Here is an 18,529-nt window from a genome sequence, read left to right on the forward strand (position 1 = left end):
CCTTGCTGGGGCGGAGGCATGCAATGGCGAATGCGATCAGAACCCGTTTCGGGCGGGCCGTGGGGTTGCGGTTGGCCCTGGCCGCTCCTGCTTTTGCGTTCCTGCCGTCGATGGCGCTGGCGCAGACTCCCGCTCCGGCGCCCAACCCCCAGCTTGCGGCGGCGCAGGCGAGTTTCGAGGCGCTGCCCGAGGCCGAGCGCAAGGCGATTCAGACTGACCTGATCTGGGCCGGCCTGTTCAACGCGGCGGTGAGCGGCTCCTATGGCCCGCTGACCTTCCGCGCCATCAATGCGCTGAAAGCCGGGCGTGGCGAGCCCAATGGCGTGCTCTCGCCGGCCGAGCGTGCGGCGCTTGCACAAACGGCCCGCGGCGCGCGCGAAGCGGCGGGGTTTCGCCTGATCGATGACGCGCGCACCGGCATGCGGATCGGCATTCCTGAAAAGGTGCTGCCCAAGCGCGAGGCGACGCCGACCGGCGGCAGCCGCTGGCAGAGCGCCGACGGCAAGGTCACGCTCGATGCGACCACGAGCCCGCCGGGAGAGACGCTGGACTCGGTCTTCGAGAAGGCGACCCTGGTCAATCCCAATAATCCCGGCCGCAAGATCACCTACAAGCTGCTGCGCCCGGATTTCTTCGTGGTCACCGGCGAGACCGCCACGGGCAAGTTCTACCGCCGGTTGGCGTCGGGGCCGCAGGGCCTGCGCGGTTTTTCAATCGGCTACGACAAAACACTGTCGGCCAGCGTCGACAAGCTGGTGATCGCTATCGCCGGGAGTTTCGAGCCCTTTCCGACCGGGCCCGCGCCGGCGAGCCCGGCGAGCGCTATCGCCAGCGTCGCGGGCTCGTCGTCTCCGGTCGTTCGCCCGGTCGCGGCCCCGACAGAGCGCTATGGCGTCGGCCTCGTCATATCGGACAAGGTCGTGGCCACGGCGGCTTCCGCGATCGACGGCTGCCGCTCGCTGCGGGTCGGCGGGCGTCCGGCGCGGTTGCGCGCCAAGGATGATGCGAGTGGGCTTGCCTTGCTCGATGTCGATGGTGGGCCGGCGCTGACCGCGCTCGGGTCCCGCTCCGAGGCGCTGGGCGAGCGCGAAAACCTCGTCCTGGTGGCGTTCGGCGATGATGCCGGCAAGCGTGCCGCTCTCGCCTTGCCGGGACAAGCCGTCCGGATCGGGGCGACCGCCGCCGTGTTCGCGCCGCTCCAGCCGGGCCAGGCCGGCAGCCCGGTCTTCGACAGGCAGGGCCGCCTGGCAGGGCTGGTCACGGCCAACCCCTCCGACAAGATCCTGATCGCCGGCGTCGCGCCGCAGCGGGCCTATGCGGTGGCGGACGCGGCCGCCTTGCAGGCTGTGATCGCGAAGGCGGGGCTCTCGCTTCCCGCAGCAGTTGCCGGCGGTGAGCTCAGCACCGGCCGGGTCGTCGAGAAGGTCGGCAAGTCGGTGTTGCCGGTGGTGTGCGGGTTGTGATGCGCCTGGTCCAACGGACTTGGATCACCCGATCACGCCGTTGCCCTTGAGCGTGGCGATCCGCTCCGCGCTCAGGCCGAGATCGGCCAGCACGGCGTCCGTATCCTGGCCCAATCCCGGTGGACGGTGACGCAGGGGCGCGCGCTTGCCGTCGAGGCGGTAGGGCGGGGCGAGCACGGCTGGCGTGTCGGCATTGCCGGCGTCGTCGCTGACCATGCCGGCCTGCGTTGCGCGCGGCGAGCGCAGCGCCTGGTTCAGGCCCAGCACCTCGCCGCAGGGAATGCCGCCCGCAGCGAGCCGTTGCAGCAACAGCGCGCGCGGCCTTGCCCTCAGCTCCGCCTCGATCATCGGCAGCAACTCCGGGCGGTTCTGGGTGCGCAGCAGGTTGGTGGCGAAGCGCGCATCCTCCGCCAGGTCCGGCCGCTCGATCACGATCCGGCAGAAGCGCTCATACTGGGCGTTGTTGCCGACGGTGATGACGAGCGGGCCGTCGGCGGCGTCGAAGACGCCATAGGGCACGATCGAGGGATGGGCGTTGCCGTAGCGTGGCGGGTTCTCGCCCAATGCCAGCGCTTCCAAACCGTAATAGGAGGTGACCGAGAGGCCGCAATCGAACAGCGCCATCTCGATATGCCGACCCTTGCCGGTACGCCCGCGCTGGATCAGCGCAGCGAGCACGGCCTGGGCCGAATACTGCCCGGTGAAGAGGTCGACGATGGCGACGCCGAATTTCAGCGGCGGCTGGTCGTCATTGCCGTTCATGCCCATCAGCCCGGATTCGCCCTGGATGACGAGGTCGTAGCCGGGGCGCGAGGCTTCCGGCCCATCCGAGCCATAGCCGGCGATCGAGCAGTAGATCAGGCCGGGGTTGAGCGCGCTCAGCGCCTCGTAGCCGAGGCCTAGCTTGTCGGCGCCGCCGGTCTTGAAGTTCTGGATCAGTACGTCGCTCCTGGCGGCGAGGTCGCGCACGATCGCCAGCCCCTCGGGCTTGCCGACATCGACGCCGATCGAGCGCTTGTTGCGGTTGACGCTGTTGAAATAGCAGGTGTTGCGCTCGCCCAGCCGAAAGCCCCAGTCGCGCGTGTCGTCGCCGCGCAGGGGGTGCTCGACCTTGATCACCTCGGCACCGAGATCGGCCAGGACCTGGCCGCACCAGGGCCCGGCGAGGATGCGCGAGAGATCGAGCACGCGGATGCCGGAAAGGGGGAGGTCTTGCGTCGTCACGAACCCATCACTCCCTCCAGGCTCGCGGCGAGCGCGATCAGCCTCGGCCGGACCTCATCCATCAGGAAATTCCGGTCGAGGATCACGGTTGGCGCGCCGCAATTGATCGACATCGGCGGCAGGCCGCCGCCGGGCTGGAAGGCGACCGCGATGGCGCTCACCGTCGGCTGCCATTCGCCGAAGGAGCGGGCACAGCCCAAGGTCGCATAATCCTCCAGCGCCCGGTCGATGCCCTCGCGCAGGCGCGGCCAGGCGGCGTCGTCGACCGAGTGGATATCCTCCATGATCGCGCGCCGCTCGGCTTCGCCGCAGACGGCGAGATAGGCGCGGCCCATGGCGCTGCGCGCGAGCGAGAGCCTGGAGCCGGTATCCATGTTGAGTGCGATCGCGGCCTCGCCGCGGCAGCATTCGATATAGCGCATGCTGAGCCGCTCACGCACGCCGAGACCCACCGTGGCGTTGGCGAAGCTCGCGAGATCGCGCATGCCGGCCCGCGCCAGGCGGCGGACATCGAGCCCGGCGAGCGCGTTGGCGCCCAGCGCGATCAGCGCCGTGCCGAGCCGGTAGCTGCCGGATTCCGGGACATGGTGGAGATAGCCGAGCTTGGTCAGCGTGTAGGTCAAGCGCGAGACGGTCGAGCGGGCGAGGCCGCAACGCGCGGCGATCTCGGAATTGGCGAGTGCCGCCTCGCCACGCCTGAAGCAGGCCAGCACCTCCAGGCCGCGCGCCAGCGCCGTGACGAAATGGCGGTCCTCCTTGGGGCCGGCGAGTTCGTCGGTATGTGCGTTGGCGTCGGAGTGAGAGCTTGCTTGCAGGATGGCCTCCATCAGCTTTAGCGCTTCAGGAAGGCGGCGAAAGCGGCCTTGGCCTCGGCCGAGAGCAGCCGCTCGCCGAAGAGCCGGCCTTCGGTCGCGATCGTCTCGGCGACATGGGACGCGTTGCCGCGCTTCAGCAGCGACTTCGTCAGCGCGACCGATTCCGGCGGCAGGGCGGCGAGCGCCCTGGCCTTCTCCAGCGCGATGGCGAGCGCGCCGCCTTCCGCGGTCACGGCATTGACCAGACCGGCTTCAGCCGCGGTTTCAGGTCCGAAGGGCTCGCCCAGCATCAGCAGTTCGGCGGCACGCTTGCTGCCGGCGATCAAGGGCAGGAGATAGCTCGACGCGCCTTCGGGGCTCAGGCCCAGCGCGACGAAAGGCAGGCGGAAGCTCGCGCCCTTGGCCGCATAGGCGAGGTCGCAATGCAGCAGCATGGTGGTGCCGATGCCCACCGCAAAACCCTCGACCGCCGCGACGATCGGCTTTTTCGCGGTCGAGATCGCGTTGAGGAAATCCATGGCGACGCGCGGGCCGCTGTCGCTGACCGCGGCGAAATCCTTGATGTCGTTGCCGCTGGTGAAGCAGCCGCCGGCGCCGGTCAGCACGATCGCGCGGATCTGCGGATCGGCTTCCGCCGCCCCGATGGCGTCGATCAACCCCTGATAGCTGGCGCGGTCGAGCGCGTTCTTGCGCTCGGGCCGGTTCATCGTGACCTGGACGATGCCGGGCAGGACGGTTTGACTCAAGACGGTTTGGCTCAGGATGGTTTCGGTCATGGTCTCATCCTCGGTCAGCGGCTGCAGAGAGCGGCTTTCGCCTGTTCATATTCGGTCTTGAGGCGTTCGATCACGGTGGCGGCGGAGGGCGCGTCGTCGATCAGCCCGACGCCCTGGCCGGAGCCCCAGATGTCGCGCCAGGCCTTGGCGGTTCCCGAGCCGAAGCTCATCTTGCTCTTGTCGGCATGAGGCAGATCGTCGGGGTCGAGCCCCTGGGCTGCGATCGAGGGCTTGAGGTAGTTGCCGGGCACGCCGGTGAAGAAGGGCGTGTAGACGATGTCGGCGGCGGCGGCCTCGACGATCATCTCCTTGTAGCCCTGTGCCGCATTGCCCTCCTCGGTGGCGATGAAGCGGGTGCCGATATAGGCGAGATCGGCGCCCATCGCCTGGGTGGCGAGAATCGCCTGTCCGGTCGCGATTGCGCCCGAAAGAATGATCGGCCCATTGAAGAAGCGCCTGACCTCGCCGACCAGCGCGAAGGGGCTGAGCGTCCCGGCATGGCCGCCCGCGCCGGCGCAGACGAGGATCAAGCCGTCGACGCCGGCTTCGAGCGCCTTCTGGGCGTGGCGGATGGTGGTGACGTCGTGGAAGACGAGCCCGCCATAGGAATGGGCGGCCTCGACGACCTCATTGGGCGCGCGCAGCGAGGTGATGATGATCGGCACTTCCTGGCGGACGCAGACCTCCATGTCATGCATCAGCCGGTCATTCGAGGCGTGGACGATCTGGTTGACCGCGAAGGGCGCGATCTTTCGCATGGGGTCGGCGGCCTTGGCGGCGGCGAGCTCCGTCTTGATCCGGGTGATCCAGAGCTCGAGCTGCTCGGCCGGGCGGGCATTGAGCGCCGGGAAGGAGCCGACGACGCCATTCAGGCATTGGGCGATGACGAGCTCCGGACCCGAGACGATGAACATCGGCGAACCGATGACCGGGAGGCTGAGCGTGTCGGCGAGTGAGGCGGGCAGGGCCATTCTGGTCTCCGTCAGAAGCTCGCCGCGCCGGTTTCGCGGGCGAGGTAAAGATCGTGCAGGCGTTCCAGATCGACCTTTTCAGCCTTCTGGCTCAGGAGCAGCTTGCCCGAGCGCATGAGATGGACATGGTCGGCGACCGAGAGTGCGATATGCGTGTTCTGCTCGATCAGGGCGATGGTGACGCCCTCGCTCTTGAGCCGGCGGATGATCGAGAAGACCTCCTTGACGATGACGGGAGCGAGGCCCAGCGAGGGCTCGTCGATCAGCAGGATGCGCGGCTCGCTCATCATGCCGCGCCCCATCGCCACCATCTGCGCCTCGCCGCCCGAGAGCGAGCCGGCGAGCTGGCGATGGCGCTCCCTGAGGCGGGGGAAGAGATCGTAGACGCGCTCGAGATTGCGGGCGCGGGCATTGCGGCAGCGGCGCGGATAGGCGCCCAGCGACAGGTTCTCCTCGACGCTCATATCCTTGAAGACCATGCGGCCCTCGGGAACCATGACGAGGCCGGCCTCCAGCAGATCCCAGGTCCTGGCCTTGAGCGCACGCCCGTCGAGCCTGATCTCGCCCTGATGCGGGATCAGCCCCATCAGGGCGCGAAACAGCGTCGTCTTGCCGGCGCCGTTGGGGCCGACGATCGCTGTCAGCTCGCCCTGCGGAAAGCCGAGCGAGATATCCCAGAGCACGTTGATGGCGCCGTAGCCGGCGCGCAATTGCCTGACCTCAAGCATCGGCGGCTCCCGTATAGCTCTCGACCACGGCGGGGTTGCGGAAGACCTCGGCCGGCGTGCCGTCGGCGATCATCTGGCCGAAATTCAGCACGACGGCGCGCGAGCACAGCGTCGAGATCGTCTCGATGTCGTGCTCGACGATGACGATGGCGAGCTTGTAGCGCTCATGCAGTTCGCGCAGCTTGTCGACGAAGCGGCGCTTGGCCTTGCTTTCCAGCCCCGCCAGAACCTCGTCGAGCAGCAGGAGTTTCGGGTTGGTGGCGAGCGCCTTGGCGATTTCGAGGCGCTTCAATTCCTGCAGCGCGAGCTCGGTCGCGGCGTTGCGCTCGGCGTGCTCGCCCAGCTCCATCACCTCGAGAATCTCGTCGACGCGGGCGGCGTCGGCTTTGCCGGCGCCAAAGACCTGCGCGACGGTGAGGTTCTCGCGCACGGTCAGATGATGCATCGGCTGCGGGATCTGGAAGGTGCGGCCGAGACCCAGCCGGGCGCGGGCATGCAGTGGCAGCCGACCGATCTCGCGCTCTGCGAACAGGATGCGCCCGGTCTTTGGCCGGACCAGCCCGGATATGGTGTTGAACAGCGTGGTCTTGCCGGCCCCATTGGGGCCGACGAGGCCGAGGATCTCGCCGGCGCCCATGGCGAAGGAGACATCCTTCAATGCGGTCAACCCGCCGAAGCGGACAGTGACGTCCTCAAGCCGCAGCATGGGCGGCTCCCTTGGCTGTCTTCCGCTGGAACATTCCGAAGAGCCCGTTGGGTGCGATCAGGATCATGCCGGCGAGCAGGACGCCGAGCAGGATCTCGTGGCCGACCGGCAGCAGTTCCTTGGCGATGATCTGGTCGAACAGATAGATCAGCACCGCGCCTGCGACCGGCCCCAGGATGGTGCGGTAGCCGCCGAAGATCGCGGCGATGATCGGCAGGATGCTCCAGCTCGCCGAGAAGGCGTAATCGGGCTCGAGGAAGTTGATGATGTGAGCGTTCATCGCGCCGAACAGCCCGGTGATGAAGGCCGAGAGCAGCAGCATCCAGGCTTTCAGCAAGGTTGCGTTGACGCCGACGACGCGGGTCGCATCCTCGCTCTCGGCCATGGCGCGCAAGGCCGTGCCGACATGGCTGCGCTTCACCGCGAGATAGATCGCGGCGCAAATCGCTACCAGGACCACGAGCAGGCAGTAGCTGCCGACGCGGCTCGACAGGTCGAGCCCCAGGATCGTCGGCAAGGGCGGGAAGCGCTGGAAGCCGGCCGAGCCGCCGGTGATCGAGGTCGCCTCGGTCGCCAGGATCTTGAAGATATGGGCGTAGGCCAGGATGGCGAGCGCGAAATAGGGGCCCGACAGCCTGAGCGCCGGCAGCATCGCGACCGAGCAGAGCGCGGCCCCGCAGGCGCCCGCCAGCAGCGCGAGCGGCACGGGCAGGCCGAACTTCGCCGAGAGGATCGCCGAGGTATAGGCGCCGACGCCGAAGAAGGCGGCGTGGCCGAAGGAGACCATGCCGCCGAGATTGCCGAGCAGCGCCCAGGCGAGCGCGACGCCGGCGACGATGAGGCCGGAGACCATCAGGCCCATGACGTAGGAATTGCCGCCGAAGGCGATGGGCACGGCGATCGCGACGACGAGGATCAGGAGAGCGGGAAGGCTGCGCATCATCGGGCTCCTCAACCGCGTCTGGCGCGTGCGCCGAACAGGCCGTTCGGCATGAAGAAGAGCACGAGCAGGAAGAGCACCATGCCGACGAGCTCCTGCAATGCCGAGCTTGCCAATGTCACTGTCATCGCCTCGGTGACGCCGAGCAGCAGCGCCGCGCAGAAGACGCCGGGAATCGAACCGACGCCTGCCAGCACGGTGACGATGAAGGCCTTGATGGTGAGCCCGGGCCCGAGCGCCGGCTGTACGACGCTCATCGTATAGAGCGCCACGCCCGCCACGCTGGCGAGGATGCCCGCGACGATGAAGGCCGCGAGTTCGACGCGGCGCGGATCGATGCCCATCAGCATCGAGGCGTCGCGGTTGGAGGAGACGGCGCGCACGGCGCGGCCATACCAGCTGTTCTTCAGCCACCACCAGAGGCCCGCCATGACGGCAAGGCTGATGATGAAGGCGGTGATCTCGCCCTTCATGGCGTAGACCGAGCCGAAGGAGATGGCGTCCTGCAGGAAGGGCGATCCGGTCGAGCGCACATCGCTGGCGAAGACCAGGAGGATCGCATTGGTCAGGATGATGCCGATGGCGAAGGTCAGGATCAGCGAATTCAATTCGCGGTGTTCGCGGATGCGCTCGATCAGCAGATAGATCACGACGCTGACGATACCGGTCACAGCGAAGGCGAGTGGGATCGCGGCGTAAGGGTTCCAGCCGGTTCGACTCTCGATGACATAGGCCATGTAGGCTGCGAGCAGCACGAGTTCGCCATGGGCGAGGTTGATGATCTTCATCGCGCCGAAGGTCAGCGCGATGCCGAGCGCGACCAGCGCATAGACCGAGCCGACGAGCAGGCCGGAGAAGAGGGATTGCTGGAGGAGTTCGAGCATGAGCGGGGAGGAGAGCCTGGTTCGTTCATTCCGCCGTCACCCCGGGCGACCGAAGGGAGACCCGAGATCCATGCCGGAACGGTTCAGGCATGGATCCCGGGTCTGCGCTTCGCTGCGCCCGGGATGACGGCGTGGGCGTTACTGGGCGTATGCGATCACCACGGCACGGCGGGGTAGGCGAGCTTGCCGGTGGCGAATTCGGCCGGCGAGACCAGCGGGATCTTGCCGTCGCGGTGCTGGCCCATGCTGAGCGCGAAATTCGGGTTGTCGCCGACTTCATTGAAGGTGATGCGGCCGAGCGGCGAGGGGCGGTTGGTTGTCTTCATCTCGGCGAGCAGGCCCGCGCTCTTCAGCGTGCCGGCATCGGCGGAGCGGGCAAGCGCCTCGCTCAGCACCATCGTCTCGACGAAGGCGAGCGTCGAGGCGTACTCGATCTCCTTGCCGAACATCTCCTTGTAGACGGCGGCGAATTTCCGGCCCTCCTCGTCCTTCACCTCGACGGGGAAGGGCAGGAAGGTGGTGCCGATGACGTTTTGCATCAGGTCGGGGAAATCGGAATACATCTTCGGCGTCGCCAGCGACCAGGCGCCGACGATGGCCTTCACCGGGGGCTTGAGGACCTTGGCGGCGCGGATGATGCCGACATAGTCGTTCTCATAGGCCGACATGAAGATGATCTCGGACTTGTCCTGTAGCTTCACCTTGTTGATGATCGGCTTGAAGTCGGTGATGGCGGGGTCGAAGGGATGCAGCGTGACCTTGAAGCCCTTCTTGGCGAGGCTCTCCTCGAGCCCCTTCGCCAGCAGCATCGGCGCTTCCTTGGTGGAGGCGATGATCGAGACGCCGTTGGGCTTCACCTCTTCGATCAAGCCCTCGACGCCGCGCTGGTAGCCGGCATTGTTGTTGATCCGGAAGAAGTTCTTGTTGCCGCGCTGGACCAGCTCGTCGGAGACCGCGCCGCCGGTGATGTAGACCTTGCCGAGGCGGTTGGAGGTGTCGGAGGCGGGGCCGACGATGTTGGAGCCGTAGCCGCCGATGATCGCAGCCGCACCGTCGGAGGAGAGCTTCTCGACGGCGGTCACAGCCTTGGCTGGTTGGCTCTCGTCATCGATGACCGTGACTTTGATCCTGTGCTTGCTTTGGCTCTCGTTGAAGACCTTGAGCGCGACCTGCATGCCCTCGTTGAAGGCCTGGCCGGAACGGGCGAGCGAACCGGTCAGCGGCATATGCGCGCCGATCGTGATGTCCTCGGCGCGGGCGCCGGCGGCAAAGCTGATGGTCGCGGCGAGGCAGGCCGTTGCAAGACAATTCCTGCGGATCATGAATTCCTCCGAAGTGCTTCTTCACCGGGCCGTTTCGCGGCATGATGTGGCGTTGCCAATGGCATGGCACGGGGTTTTGGGAGCGGTCAAGCGGCAGACATCAATTCCGCATTGCAGCATGATGCGAGGTGCGACACCGGCTCGACCTGTTAAGTCTCGGGCCTGCATCTTGACAAAGTGCTGGCGAGCCACTTCCTAGGGACCATAAATGCAGACGGACGTTCTGCAATGCAGAACATAAATCTCGACTAGAGGAAAACGCTCATGGAGTTGGTCCAGCTTGCCCTTCGCGGCAGGGTCGCGGTCGCGACGATCGCCAATCCGCCGGTCAATGCGCTGAGCGCAGGCGTTCGCGCCGGGCTCGCCGAGGCCGTCGCGAAGGCCGGCTCCGATCCCGCAGTGGACGCGATCGTAATCGCGGCGGCCGGCAAGGCCTTCATCGCGGGCGCCGATATCAGCGAGTTCGGCAAGCCGCCGGCGGCGCCGATCCTGCCCGATGTGCTCGAGGCGATCGAGACTTGCGCCAAGCCCGTGGTCGCGGCGATCCAGGGCGTGGCATTGGGCGGCGGGCTGGAGGTGGCTTTGGCCTGCCATGCCCGCGTGGCTTCGCCCGCGGCCAGGCTCGGCCTGCCCGAGATCAAGCTCGGCATCATCCCGGGGGCCGGTGGCACGCAGCGCTTGCCGCGCCTGATCGGTGCGGCGAAGGCGTTTCCGATGATGCTGAGCGGTGAGCCGATCTCGGCCGACAAGGCGGCCGGATATGGGCTCGTCGACATGGTCGCGCTCGGCGATGTCGTCGAGGCGGCGGCAGCCCTGGCGCAGGACCTCGCGAGCAAGGGTGCGCCGCCCCGGACTGCAGACCGGATGGAGGCGTTGACCGCAGCCGATCGCGAGGCTTTTGAGGCGCTCGCAGCCGACGCGACCAAGAAGTCCGGCGACATGCCCAATGCGATGGCGCTGATCGAGGCGGTGCGCGGCGTGTTCACGCTGCCCTTCGCGGAGGGCATGGCGGCCGAGCGGGCGCTGTTTCGCACGCTCGTCGCCGATGAGCGCTCCAAGGCGCTGCGCTATGCCTTTTTCGCCGAGCGCGAGGCGGCCAAGGTGCCAGGCATAGAAGCGAGCGTAAAGCCGCGCCCGATCGCGAAAGCGGCCGTGATCGGCGCCGGCACGATGGGTGGCGGCATCGCCATGTGCTTCGCCAATGCCGGCATCCCCGTGACCCTGATCGAGACCGAGCAGGCCCAGATTGACAACGGCATCAACCGGGTCGCGGCGATCTACGAGATGTCAGTGACGCGGGGCTCGTTGACGCCGGAGAAGCGCGACGAGCGCATGGCGCTGATCACGCCTGCTGTGGGACTGACTGCGGCAGCCGATGCGGACATCGTCATCGAGGCGGCCTTCGAGGAGATGGGCGTCAAGAAGCAGATTTTTGGGGCGCTCGACGGTATCGCCAAGCCCGGTGCGATCCTTGCCAGCAACACCTCCTATCTCGACATCCCCACGATCGCGGCTGCGACCAAGCGGCCGCAGGATGTGATCGGGATGCATTTCTTCAGCCCGGCCAATGTCATGAAGCTCCTGGAGGTGGTGCGGCCCGCCGGCGTCGCCGATGATGTGGTGGCGACTGCGGTGGCGCTCGGGCGCACGCTCGGCAAGGTGCCGGTCGTGGTCGGCAACTGCTTCGGTTTCGTGGGCAACCGTATGCTGGCGCAGCGCACGCGGGCGGCCGAGCGTCTGCTGATCGCCGGCGCGCTGCCTCATGAGGTCGATGCGGCCGTGACCGCTTTCGGCTTCAAGATGGGCCCCTTCGCGATGTCGGATCTCGCCGGCAACGATATCGGCTGGCGCACCCGCAAATCATTGGGGAAGAAGGCCGCGGTTGCGGATGCTCTCTGCGAGGCCGGGCGCTTCGGCCAGAAGACCGGCAAGGGCTATTATCTCTACCCGGCAGGCGCACGCGCGGGCCAACGCGACCCCGAGGTCGAGGCCTTGATCGCGCGCATCTCGACGCAGAAGGGGGTGACGCGGCGTTCCTTCACGGCCGACGAGATCGTGGCGCGCCTGATGGACCCGATGGTCAATGAGGGCGCGCGCATCCTCGAAGAAGGCATCGCGGCGCGGCCGGGCGACATCGATATCATCTGGCTCAACGGTTATAACTGGCCGGCCTGGCGCGGTGGGCCGATGCATTGGGCCGATACGGTCGGGCTCGACGTGATCGTCAAGCGGCTCGAAGCCCAGGCGGCCGAGAGCGGCGACGCGACGCTCGAACCGTCCCCGCTGCTGCGCAGGCTCGCCGCTGAGGGCAAGGGTTTCTCGGAGCTGAAGGCGCAGGCCGCATGAGCGCGGTCGGGAATTCCGGTCCGCGGCCGGTCTGGCAGCAGCGCTTTCCCAAAGCCTGCGACTGGGAGGCGAGCGTCGAGACCGGCATCGTGCCGGATCTGCTGGCGGCTGCCGTGGCGGCGCGCCCGGATGCGCCCGCGATCGAATTCCGCGAGCGCCGGACGAGCTATGCCGAACTTGACGCCATGGTGGCGCAGCTGGCGGCCGGGCTGATCGCCGATGGCGTCAAGCGCGGAGACCGCGTCGCGCTGCTGCTGCCCAACACGCTCTGGCACCCGATCGCCTTCTTCGCCATCGCGCGCTGCGGGGCGAGCGTGGTGCATCTCTCGGCGCTGGATGCACCGCGCGAGTTGGAGCACAAGCTCAAGGCGACGAAGCCGGGCCGATTGATCACGACCAATCTGCCAGGCTTCCTGCCGAATGCACGGAGCCTGCTGGAGGCAGGCGCCGTTCCGCGCCTGCTCGTCGGCGAGGATGGCCGCTGGGGGCGGGGCGAGGCCGCACCGCTGGCGATCCCGAACCAGGCGAGCGTCGCCCGGCTCGACGATCTCATGGACGCAGCTCCACCCGCGTCATGGCCTGTCGTCTCGCCCGACGACGTCATGCTGCTGCAATTCACCGGCGGCACCACCGGCCTGCCCAAGGCGGCGATGCTGAGCCATGGCAATCTCGTCTCAGCCGTGAACATCTATCGGCTCTGGACCGATGGCGAGCCGCTGGAGCCCGGCGCGCAGAAGACGATCTGCGTGTTGCCGCTGTTCCATATCTACGCGCTGACGACGCTGCTGCTGCGCCATATCCGCGACGGCAACGAGATCCTGCTGCGCCAGCGTTTCGATGTGGAGACGCTGATCGCCGATATTTCGGTCAAGCGCGCGACGTTGTTCTCCGGCGTGCCGACGATGTGGTTCGCTCTCTTGAACCGCGAAAGCGTCGAGGCTGTCGACTTCTCCTCACTGCGCTCCTGCGTCTCCGGCGGCGCGCCACTGCCTTTCGAGGTGCAGACGAAGCTCGAAGGCATTCTCGGCGTCCGGCTCAATAATGGCTGGGGCATGACCGAGACTGCGCCGGCCGGCTCGCGCGTGCCCGGCGACGCCAAACCGCGGCCGGGGCTGATCGGTGTGCCCTTGCCGGGCATCACCATGAAGATCGTTTCGCTCGAGCCCGAGCGCGACGATTTTCCGCCCGGCGAGATCGGCGAGATCGCGATCAAAGGGCCCAATGTCTTCAAGGGCTATCTCGACGACGAGGCCGCGACGCAGGAGGCCTTCCATGAGGGCTGGTTCCTGACGGGCGATCTCGGCCGGATGGATGAGGATGGGCTGTTCGAGATCGTCGACCGCCGCAAGAACATGATCATTTCAAGCGGCTACAACGTCTATCCCGTCGCGATCGAGAGCGCGATCTACGAGCACCCGGCGGTGCAGGAGGTCGTCGTGATCGGCGTCGATGACGCCTATCGCGGCCAGGCGGCCAAGGCCTTCGTCAAACTCAAGACCGGCCATGCGCCGTTCTCGCTGGAAGAGCTCTCCGTCTTCCTGAAGGACCGGCTCGGCCGGCACGAAATGCCGCGCGCGCTCGAATTCCGCGAGAGCCTGCCGCGCAGCGCTGCCGGCAAGCTGCTGGCCAAGGTGCTGGTGGCCGAGGAAAAACAGAAACAGGCGGCCCCGGCCGCTACCGATTCCGCTGCATAGGACAAAGCTCAGCCATGACCGAAGCCGTCATCGTCTCCACTGCCCGCACGCCGATCGGCAAGGCCCATCGCGGCGCCTTCAACCAGCTCCGCGGCGCCGATATGGCCGCCCATGCGATCCGTCACGCGCTCGCTCGCGCCAAGGTCGAGCCTGAAGCCATAGAGGAGGTGGTGCTGGGCTGCGGCTATCCGGAAGCCGCGACCGGCGGCAATGTCGCGCGCCATGCGGCGCTGGTCGCCGGCATCCCGGTACAGTCGGCCGGCGTCACCGTCAGCCGCTTCTGCGCCTCGGGTCTGGAGGCGATCGCCCATGCGGCGCGGCGCGTGATCCTGGATGGCGTGCCGGTCGCGGTCGGCGGTGGCGTCGAGTCGATCAGCCTCGTGCAGCCGGTGGTCCGGCGCGAGCTGACCCAGAACGACTGGCTGATGGCCAACAAGCCGGCGATCTACACCTCGATGATCGAGACCGCCGACAATGTCGCGCAGCGCTACGGCATCTCACGGCAGGCCCAGGACGAGTTCTCGCTGGAGAGCCAGCGCCGCACGGCCTCGGCCCAGCAGCGCCAACTCTTCGATGACGAGATCGTGCCGATGAGCGCGGTGATGGCGGTGACCGACAAGGCGAGCGGCGAGGTGCGCCAGGAAGAGGTGACGCTGTCGAAGGACGAGGGCAACCGGCCCGATACGACGCTGGAGGGTTTGCTCAAGCTCAAGCCGGTGCGCGGGGAGGATCAGTTCGTCACCGCCGGCAATGCCAGCCAGCTCTCGGACGGCGCCTCGGCCAGCGTGGTGATGTCGGCCAAGGAAGCGGCGCGGCGGGGCTTGTCACCGCTCGGCACCTTCCGCGGCTTCGCCTCGGCCGGCTGCGAGCCCGACGAGATGGGCATCGGCCCGGTTTTCGCGGTGCCGCGCCTGCTGGAGCGCAACGGCCTGACCGTTTCCGATATCGATCTCTGGGAACTCAACGAGGCCTTTGCCTCGCAGTCGCTCTATTGCCGCGACGTGCTCGGCATCGATCCCGACAAGGTCAACGTCAATGGCGGGGCGATTGCGATCGGCCATCCCTTCGGCATGAGCGGGGCGCGCCTTGTCGGCCATGCGCTGCTGGAGGGCCGCCGCCGCAAGGCGCGCTATGCCGTCGTCACCATGTGCGTCGCAGGCGGCATGGGCTGCGCTGGATTGTTCGAGATCAACAATTGAGGTCGCGATGACCCGCCTCGTCATTCCGGGGCCCGGCGCAGCCGGGAACCCGGAACCCATGACGGGGTACGACGGCCGGGTCGCCATGGCTCAGCCAGTCGTGGGTTCCGGGTTCTCGCTGCGCGAGCCTCGGAATGACAGGACGGTTTGGCACATATGAGGAAAGCATAGTCATGGACCTTCGCTTCACGCCCGAGGAGATCGCGTTCCGCGACGAGGTGCGGCAGTTCTTCCGTACCGAAGTCCCAGCCGAGATCCGCAAGAAGGTCTCCGAAGGCCGCGGCATGACTCGCGAGGATTACATCACCTCGCAGCGCGTGCTGAATGCCAAGGGCTGGGCTGTGCCGCATTGGCCCAGGGAATGGGGCGGGCAGGACTGGACGCCGATCCAGCGCTATATCTTCACCGAGGAGATGCTGCTGGCTGCCGTGCCGCTGCCCTTGCAGTTCAACTGCTACATGGTCGGCCCGGTGATCGCCGCTTTCGGCAATCAGGCGCAGAAGGAAAAGCATCTCGCCAAGATCGCCAATCTCGACGAGTGGTGGTGCCAGGGCTTCTCCGAGCCGGGCGCTGGGTCCGATCTCGCCTCGCTCAAGACCAAGGCGGTGCGCGAAGGCGACCACTACATCGTCAACGGCCAGAAGACCTGGACGACGCTTGGCCAATATGCCGACTGGATCTTCTGCCTGGTGCGGACCGATCCCGCAGCCAAGAAGCAGGCTGGCATCTCCTTCATCCTGATCGACATGAAGACGCCGGGCATCACGGTGCGCCCGATCATCACGCTCGAGGGGCGCCACGAGGTCAACGAGGTCTTCTTCGACAATGTGAAGGTGCCGGTCGAGAACCTGGTCGGCGAGGAGAACAAGGGCTGGGACTACGCCAAGTTCCTGCTTGCCAATGAGCGTACCGGCATCGCCCGCATCGGCCTCTCCAAGGAGCGGCTGGCGCGGATCAAGCGCCTGGCCAGGGAGATGCCGGCTGGCGAAGGCACGCTCTGGGACGACCGCGATTTCCGCGAGCGGGTGGCCGAGGTCGAGATCGAATTGAAGGCGCTGGAGATCACGCAGATGCGGGTCGTCGCTGCGCAAGGCAAGCGCGACCCCAACAAGCCCGACCCGGCCTCCTCGATCCTGAAGATCAAGGGCTCGCAGCTGCAGCAGGCGACGACGGAGCTTTTGCTCGAGGTGGCCGGGCCCTTCGCATTGGCGGCACCGGTGCGCTCGGGCGACCTGACCAATGACTGGCCCTTCGACTATGACTGGGCCGACGCGGCCGCCGCCAGCTACTTCAATAACCGCAAGGTCTCGATCTATGGCGGCTCGAACGAGATCCAGAAGAACATCATCGCCAAAGCGGTGCTCGGACTGTGAGACAGCTCGATAATTCTACCAGCGAGGCCGTCTGACGCGGTCTTCTGCGCTTCCGGTGCTCACGGACAAAAGTCCGCTCCGCTCCGGTTCTCGAACACCACGCCAGCCGACTCACGCTGGCGAATTCTCAAGCTATCTCACGCGGGTGCGCCATGGATTTCGACCTTTCTTCCGAACAGACGCAGCTCAAGGACGGTGTCGAGCGGCTCGTGGCTGCGACCTATGGCTCGCTCGAACAGCGCAAGGCGCAAGGCGCCGGCCCGCTCGGCTTCAGCGAGAAGAGCTGGGCGCAATTCGCCGAGATGGGGCTGCTCGGCATTCCCTTCACGGAGGAGGAGGGCGGCTTTGGCGGCGGGCCGGTCGAGACGCTGGTGGTGATGGAGGCGCTGGGCAAGGGGCTGGCGCTGGAGCCTTATCTCGCGACCGTCGTGCTCGGCGGCGGGGCGGTCAGGCTGGGCGGATCGGATGAGCTCAAGCAGCGCATCATTCCCGGTATCGTCGAGGGCAGCGCGAGGCTGGCGCTGGCCTTCACCGAGAAGCAGTCGCGCTACGACCTCAACGACGTCGGCACCACGGCGCGCAAAGCGGGCTATGGCTTTGTGCTGGAAGGCGCCAAGAGCGTCGTCATCAATGGCGACAGCGCCCAGCATCTCGTCGTCAGCGCCCGGACATCAGGCAACCGGCGCGACAAGGCTGGTATCAGCCTGTTCCTCGTCGCGGCCGATGCGCCCGGCGTGAAGACCCATGGCTATGCGACGCAGGATGGTGGGCGTGCGGCCGAGGTCGCGCTGTCGGGCGTTCAGGTCGGGGCGGCCGACTTGATCGGTCCGCTGGACCAGGGCCTGCCGATCCTGGAGCGCGTCTCCGAATTCGCCATGGCCGCGCTCGCGGCCGAGGCTGTCGGCATCATGGAAGCTCTGCATGGGCTGACGGTGGAGTATCTCAAGACGCGCCAGCAATTCGGCGCGCCGATCGGCAATTTCCAGGTGCTGCAGCACCGTGCCGTCGACATGCTGATCGCGCTGGAGCAGGCGCGCTCGATGGCGGCCTATGCGGCGATGATGGTAGAGCATGACAACGCCGCCGAGCGCGGCGCAGCGCTCTCGGCGGTCAAGGTGCAGATCAACCGCTCTTGCCGCATCGTCGGCCAGGAGGCGGTGCAGCTCCATGGCGGCATCGGCATGACGATGGAGTATCTCGGCGCGCATTACTTCAAGCGCCTGACCATGATCGAGAGCCTGTTCGGCGATACCGCGCATCATCTGCGCCGGGTCGATGCAGCTGGTGGGCTGGCGGCATGAAGCCGGACGACAAGCTGCTGGCGGCGACGGCTTTCCTGCTCGCGCATTGGCGCGGGGGAACGAAATGCGCGGCGATGCCGGAGGTTTTGCGCCCGGCGGATCTACGCGAAGCCTATGGCATGCAGGCGCTGTTCGAACAGAGCAGCGCGTCGCCGCTGTTCGGCTGGAAGATCGCCGCCACCAGCAAGGCGGGACAGGCGCATATCGGAGTCGCTGGACCGCTCGCCGGACGGATTCTTGCCGAGCGTGTGCTGGCGGATGGCGCGACGACCTCGCTCAGCGGCAACGCCATGCGCGTGGCTGAACTCGAATTCGCTTTCCGGATGGGTCGCGATCTGATGCCGCGCGAGACGGTCTATTCGCAGGACGAGGTTTTGGCGACGGTCGAGAGCCTTCATCCTGCGATCGAGTTGCCGGATTCGCGCTTCGTGGATTTCGCCGCGGCTGGAGGCGTCCAGCTCGTTGCCGATAATGGCTGCGCCCATGAGTTCGTGCTTGGCAAGAGCACGGGCGCGGCGTGGCGCGGGCTTGATCTCGCGGCGTTCCGGCCGGTCGCGCGGATGCCAGGCCGGCAGGATCAGGAAGGCCTCGGCGCCAATGTGCTGGGCGATCCACGCATCGCGCTGACCTGGCTGGTCAACGAACTCTCCGTCCTAGGCGTGGTGCTGAGAGCAGGCGAGGTGGTGACGACGGGAACCTGCCTCGTGCCAATCGCGATTTCGCCCGGAGACAGGCTCGACGCCGATTTCGGCGTGCTTGGGCGGGTCGCGGTGGCCTTCTCCTAACC

Annotated in this window: 16 protein-coding genes; 7 read left to right on the forward strand and 9 right to left on the reverse strand. The window is 66.9% G+C overall.

What is annotated here, in order from left to right; all coding sequences use genetic code 11:
- Window positions 1-23 precede the first annotated feature (23 nt).
- Entirely contained in the window at window positions 24-1,463 is a 1,440-nt protein-coding gene (locus ACSQ3P_RS16015) for a S1 family peptidase (protein ID WP_436166530.1), read from the forward strand.
- Between the two features lie 24 nt (window positions 1,464-1,487).
- Here the strand turns inward: ACSQ3P_RS16015 and ACSQ3P_RS16020 are convergent, their stop codons facing one another.
- The 9 genes from ACSQ3P_RS16020 to ACSQ3P_RS16060 form a co-directional block, all read right to left on the reverse strand.
- The gene (locus ACSQ3P_RS16020; protein WP_436166531.1) at window positions 1,488-2,687 is read right to left on the reverse strand and encodes a CaiB/BaiF CoA transferase family protein; all 1,200 of its coding nucleotides are present in this window, start codon (window positions 2,685-2,687) and stop codon (window positions 1,488-1,490) included.
- A complete protein-coding gene (locus ACSQ3P_RS16025; protein WP_436166532.1) occupies window positions 2,684-3,514 on the reverse strand; it encodes an IclR family transcriptional regulator in 831 nt (276 codons plus the stop codon). Before ACSQ3P_RS16025 ends, ACSQ3P_RS16020 begins: the two co-directional genes overlap by 4 nt.
- Before the next feature lie 5 nt (window positions 3,515-3,519).
- The gene (locus tag ACSQ3P_RS16030) at window positions 3,520-4,278 is read right to left on the reverse strand and encodes an enoyl-CoA hydratase-related protein (protein WP_436166533.1); all 759 of its coding nucleotides are present in this window, start codon (window positions 4,276-4,278) and stop codon (window positions 3,520-3,522) included.
- A gap of 14 nt (window positions 4,279-4,292) precedes the next feature.
- On the reverse strand, window positions 4,293-5,249 hold the full coding sequence (locus ACSQ3P_RS16035; RefSeq protein ID WP_436166534.1) for an NAD(P)H-dependent flavin oxidoreductase: 957 nt from the start codon (window positions 5,247-5,249) through the stop codon (window positions 4,293-4,295).
- An 11-nt stretch (window positions 5,250-5,260) separates the two neighbouring features.
- Window positions 5,261-5,977, reverse strand: a complete 717-nt coding sequence (locus ACSQ3P_RS16040; protein WP_436166535.1) for an ABC transporter ATP-binding protein — start codon at window positions 5,975-5,977, stop codon at window positions 5,261-5,263.
- Complete coding sequence (locus ACSQ3P_RS16045) at window positions 5,970-6,683, reverse strand: ABC transporter ATP-binding protein (RefSeq protein ID WP_069693150.1); 714 nt, start codon at window positions 6,681-6,683, stop codon at window positions 5,970-5,972. The genes ACSQ3P_RS16040 and ACSQ3P_RS16045 overlap by 8 nt, the downstream gene beginning before the upstream one ends.
- Window positions 6,670-7,623 carry a branched-chain amino acid ABC transporter permease gene (locus ACSQ3P_RS16050; RefSeq protein ID WP_436166536.1) on the reverse strand — a complete coding sequence of 318 codons (954 nt, stop codon included), beginning with the start codon at window positions 7,621-7,623 and terminating at the stop codon, window positions 6,670-6,672. The genes ACSQ3P_RS16045 and ACSQ3P_RS16050 overlap by 14 nt, the downstream gene beginning before the upstream one ends.
- Window positions 7,624-7,634: 11 nt before the next feature.
- Entirely contained in the window at window positions 7,635-8,507 is an 873-nt protein-coding gene (locus tag ACSQ3P_RS16055; protein ID WP_436166537.1) for a branched-chain amino acid ABC transporter permease, read from the reverse strand.
- A 155-nt stretch (window positions 8,508-8,662) separates the two neighbouring features.
- Window positions 8,663-9,829: an ABC transporter substrate-binding protein gene (locus ACSQ3P_RS16060; RefSeq protein WP_436166538.1), complete on the reverse strand. Its 1,167-nt coding sequence runs from the start codon at window positions 9,827-9,829 to the stop codon at window positions 8,663-8,665.
- Between the two features lie 264 nt (window positions 9,830-10,093).
- Here ACSQ3P_RS16060 and ACSQ3P_RS16065 point away from each other — a divergent pair, with 264 nt between their 5' ends.
- The 6 genes from ACSQ3P_RS16065 (at window position 10,094) to ACSQ3P_RS16090 (ending at window position 18,527) form a co-directional block, all read left to right on the forward strand.
- Complete coding sequence (locus tag ACSQ3P_RS16065; RefSeq protein ID WP_436166539.1) at window positions 10,094-12,175, forward strand: 3-hydroxyacyl-CoA dehydrogenase NAD-binding domain-containing protein; 2,082 nt, start codon at window positions 10,094-10,096, stop codon at window positions 12,173-12,175.
- A complete protein-coding gene (locus tag ACSQ3P_RS16070; RefSeq protein ID WP_436166540.1) occupies window positions 12,172-13,869 on the forward strand; it encodes an AMP-binding protein in 1,698 nt (565 codons plus the stop codon). Before ACSQ3P_RS16065 ends, ACSQ3P_RS16070 begins: the two co-directional genes overlap by 4 nt.
- A 14-nt stretch (window positions 13,870-13,883) precedes the next feature.
- The gene (locus ACSQ3P_RS16075; protein ID WP_436166541.1) at window positions 13,884-15,068 is read left to right on the forward strand and encodes an acetyl-CoA C-acyltransferase; all 1,185 of its coding nucleotides are present in this window, start codon (window positions 13,884-13,886) and stop codon (window positions 15,066-15,068) included.
- A 173-nt stretch (window positions 15,069-15,241) separates the two neighbouring features.
- On the forward strand, window positions 15,242-16,441 hold the full coding sequence (pimC, locus tag ACSQ3P_RS16080; RefSeq protein ID WP_436166542.1) for a pimeloyl-CoA dehydrogenase large subunit: 1,200 nt from the start codon (window positions 15,242-15,244) through the stop codon (window positions 16,439-16,441).
- 152 nt (window positions 16,442-16,593) lie between these two features.
- Window positions 16,594-17,742, forward strand: coding sequence for an acyl-CoA dehydrogenase family protein (locus ACSQ3P_RS16085; protein WP_436166543.1), 1,149 nt, complete (start codon window positions 16,594-16,596; stop codon window positions 17,740-17,742).
- Window positions 17,739-18,527, forward strand: coding sequence for a 2-keto-4-pentenoate hydratase (locus tag ACSQ3P_RS16090; protein ID WP_436166544.1), 789 nt, complete (start codon window positions 17,739-17,741; stop codon window positions 18,525-18,527). The genes ACSQ3P_RS16085 and ACSQ3P_RS16090 overlap by 4 nt, the downstream gene beginning before the upstream one ends.
- Window positions 18,528-18,529 lie beyond the last annotated feature (2 nt).

The sequence above is a fragment of the Allobosea sp. LjRoot9 genome (genome assembly GCF_964252745.1).
Classification (GTDB): Bacteria; Pseudomonadota; Alphaproteobacteria; order Rhizobiales; family Beijerinckiaceae; genus Allobosea.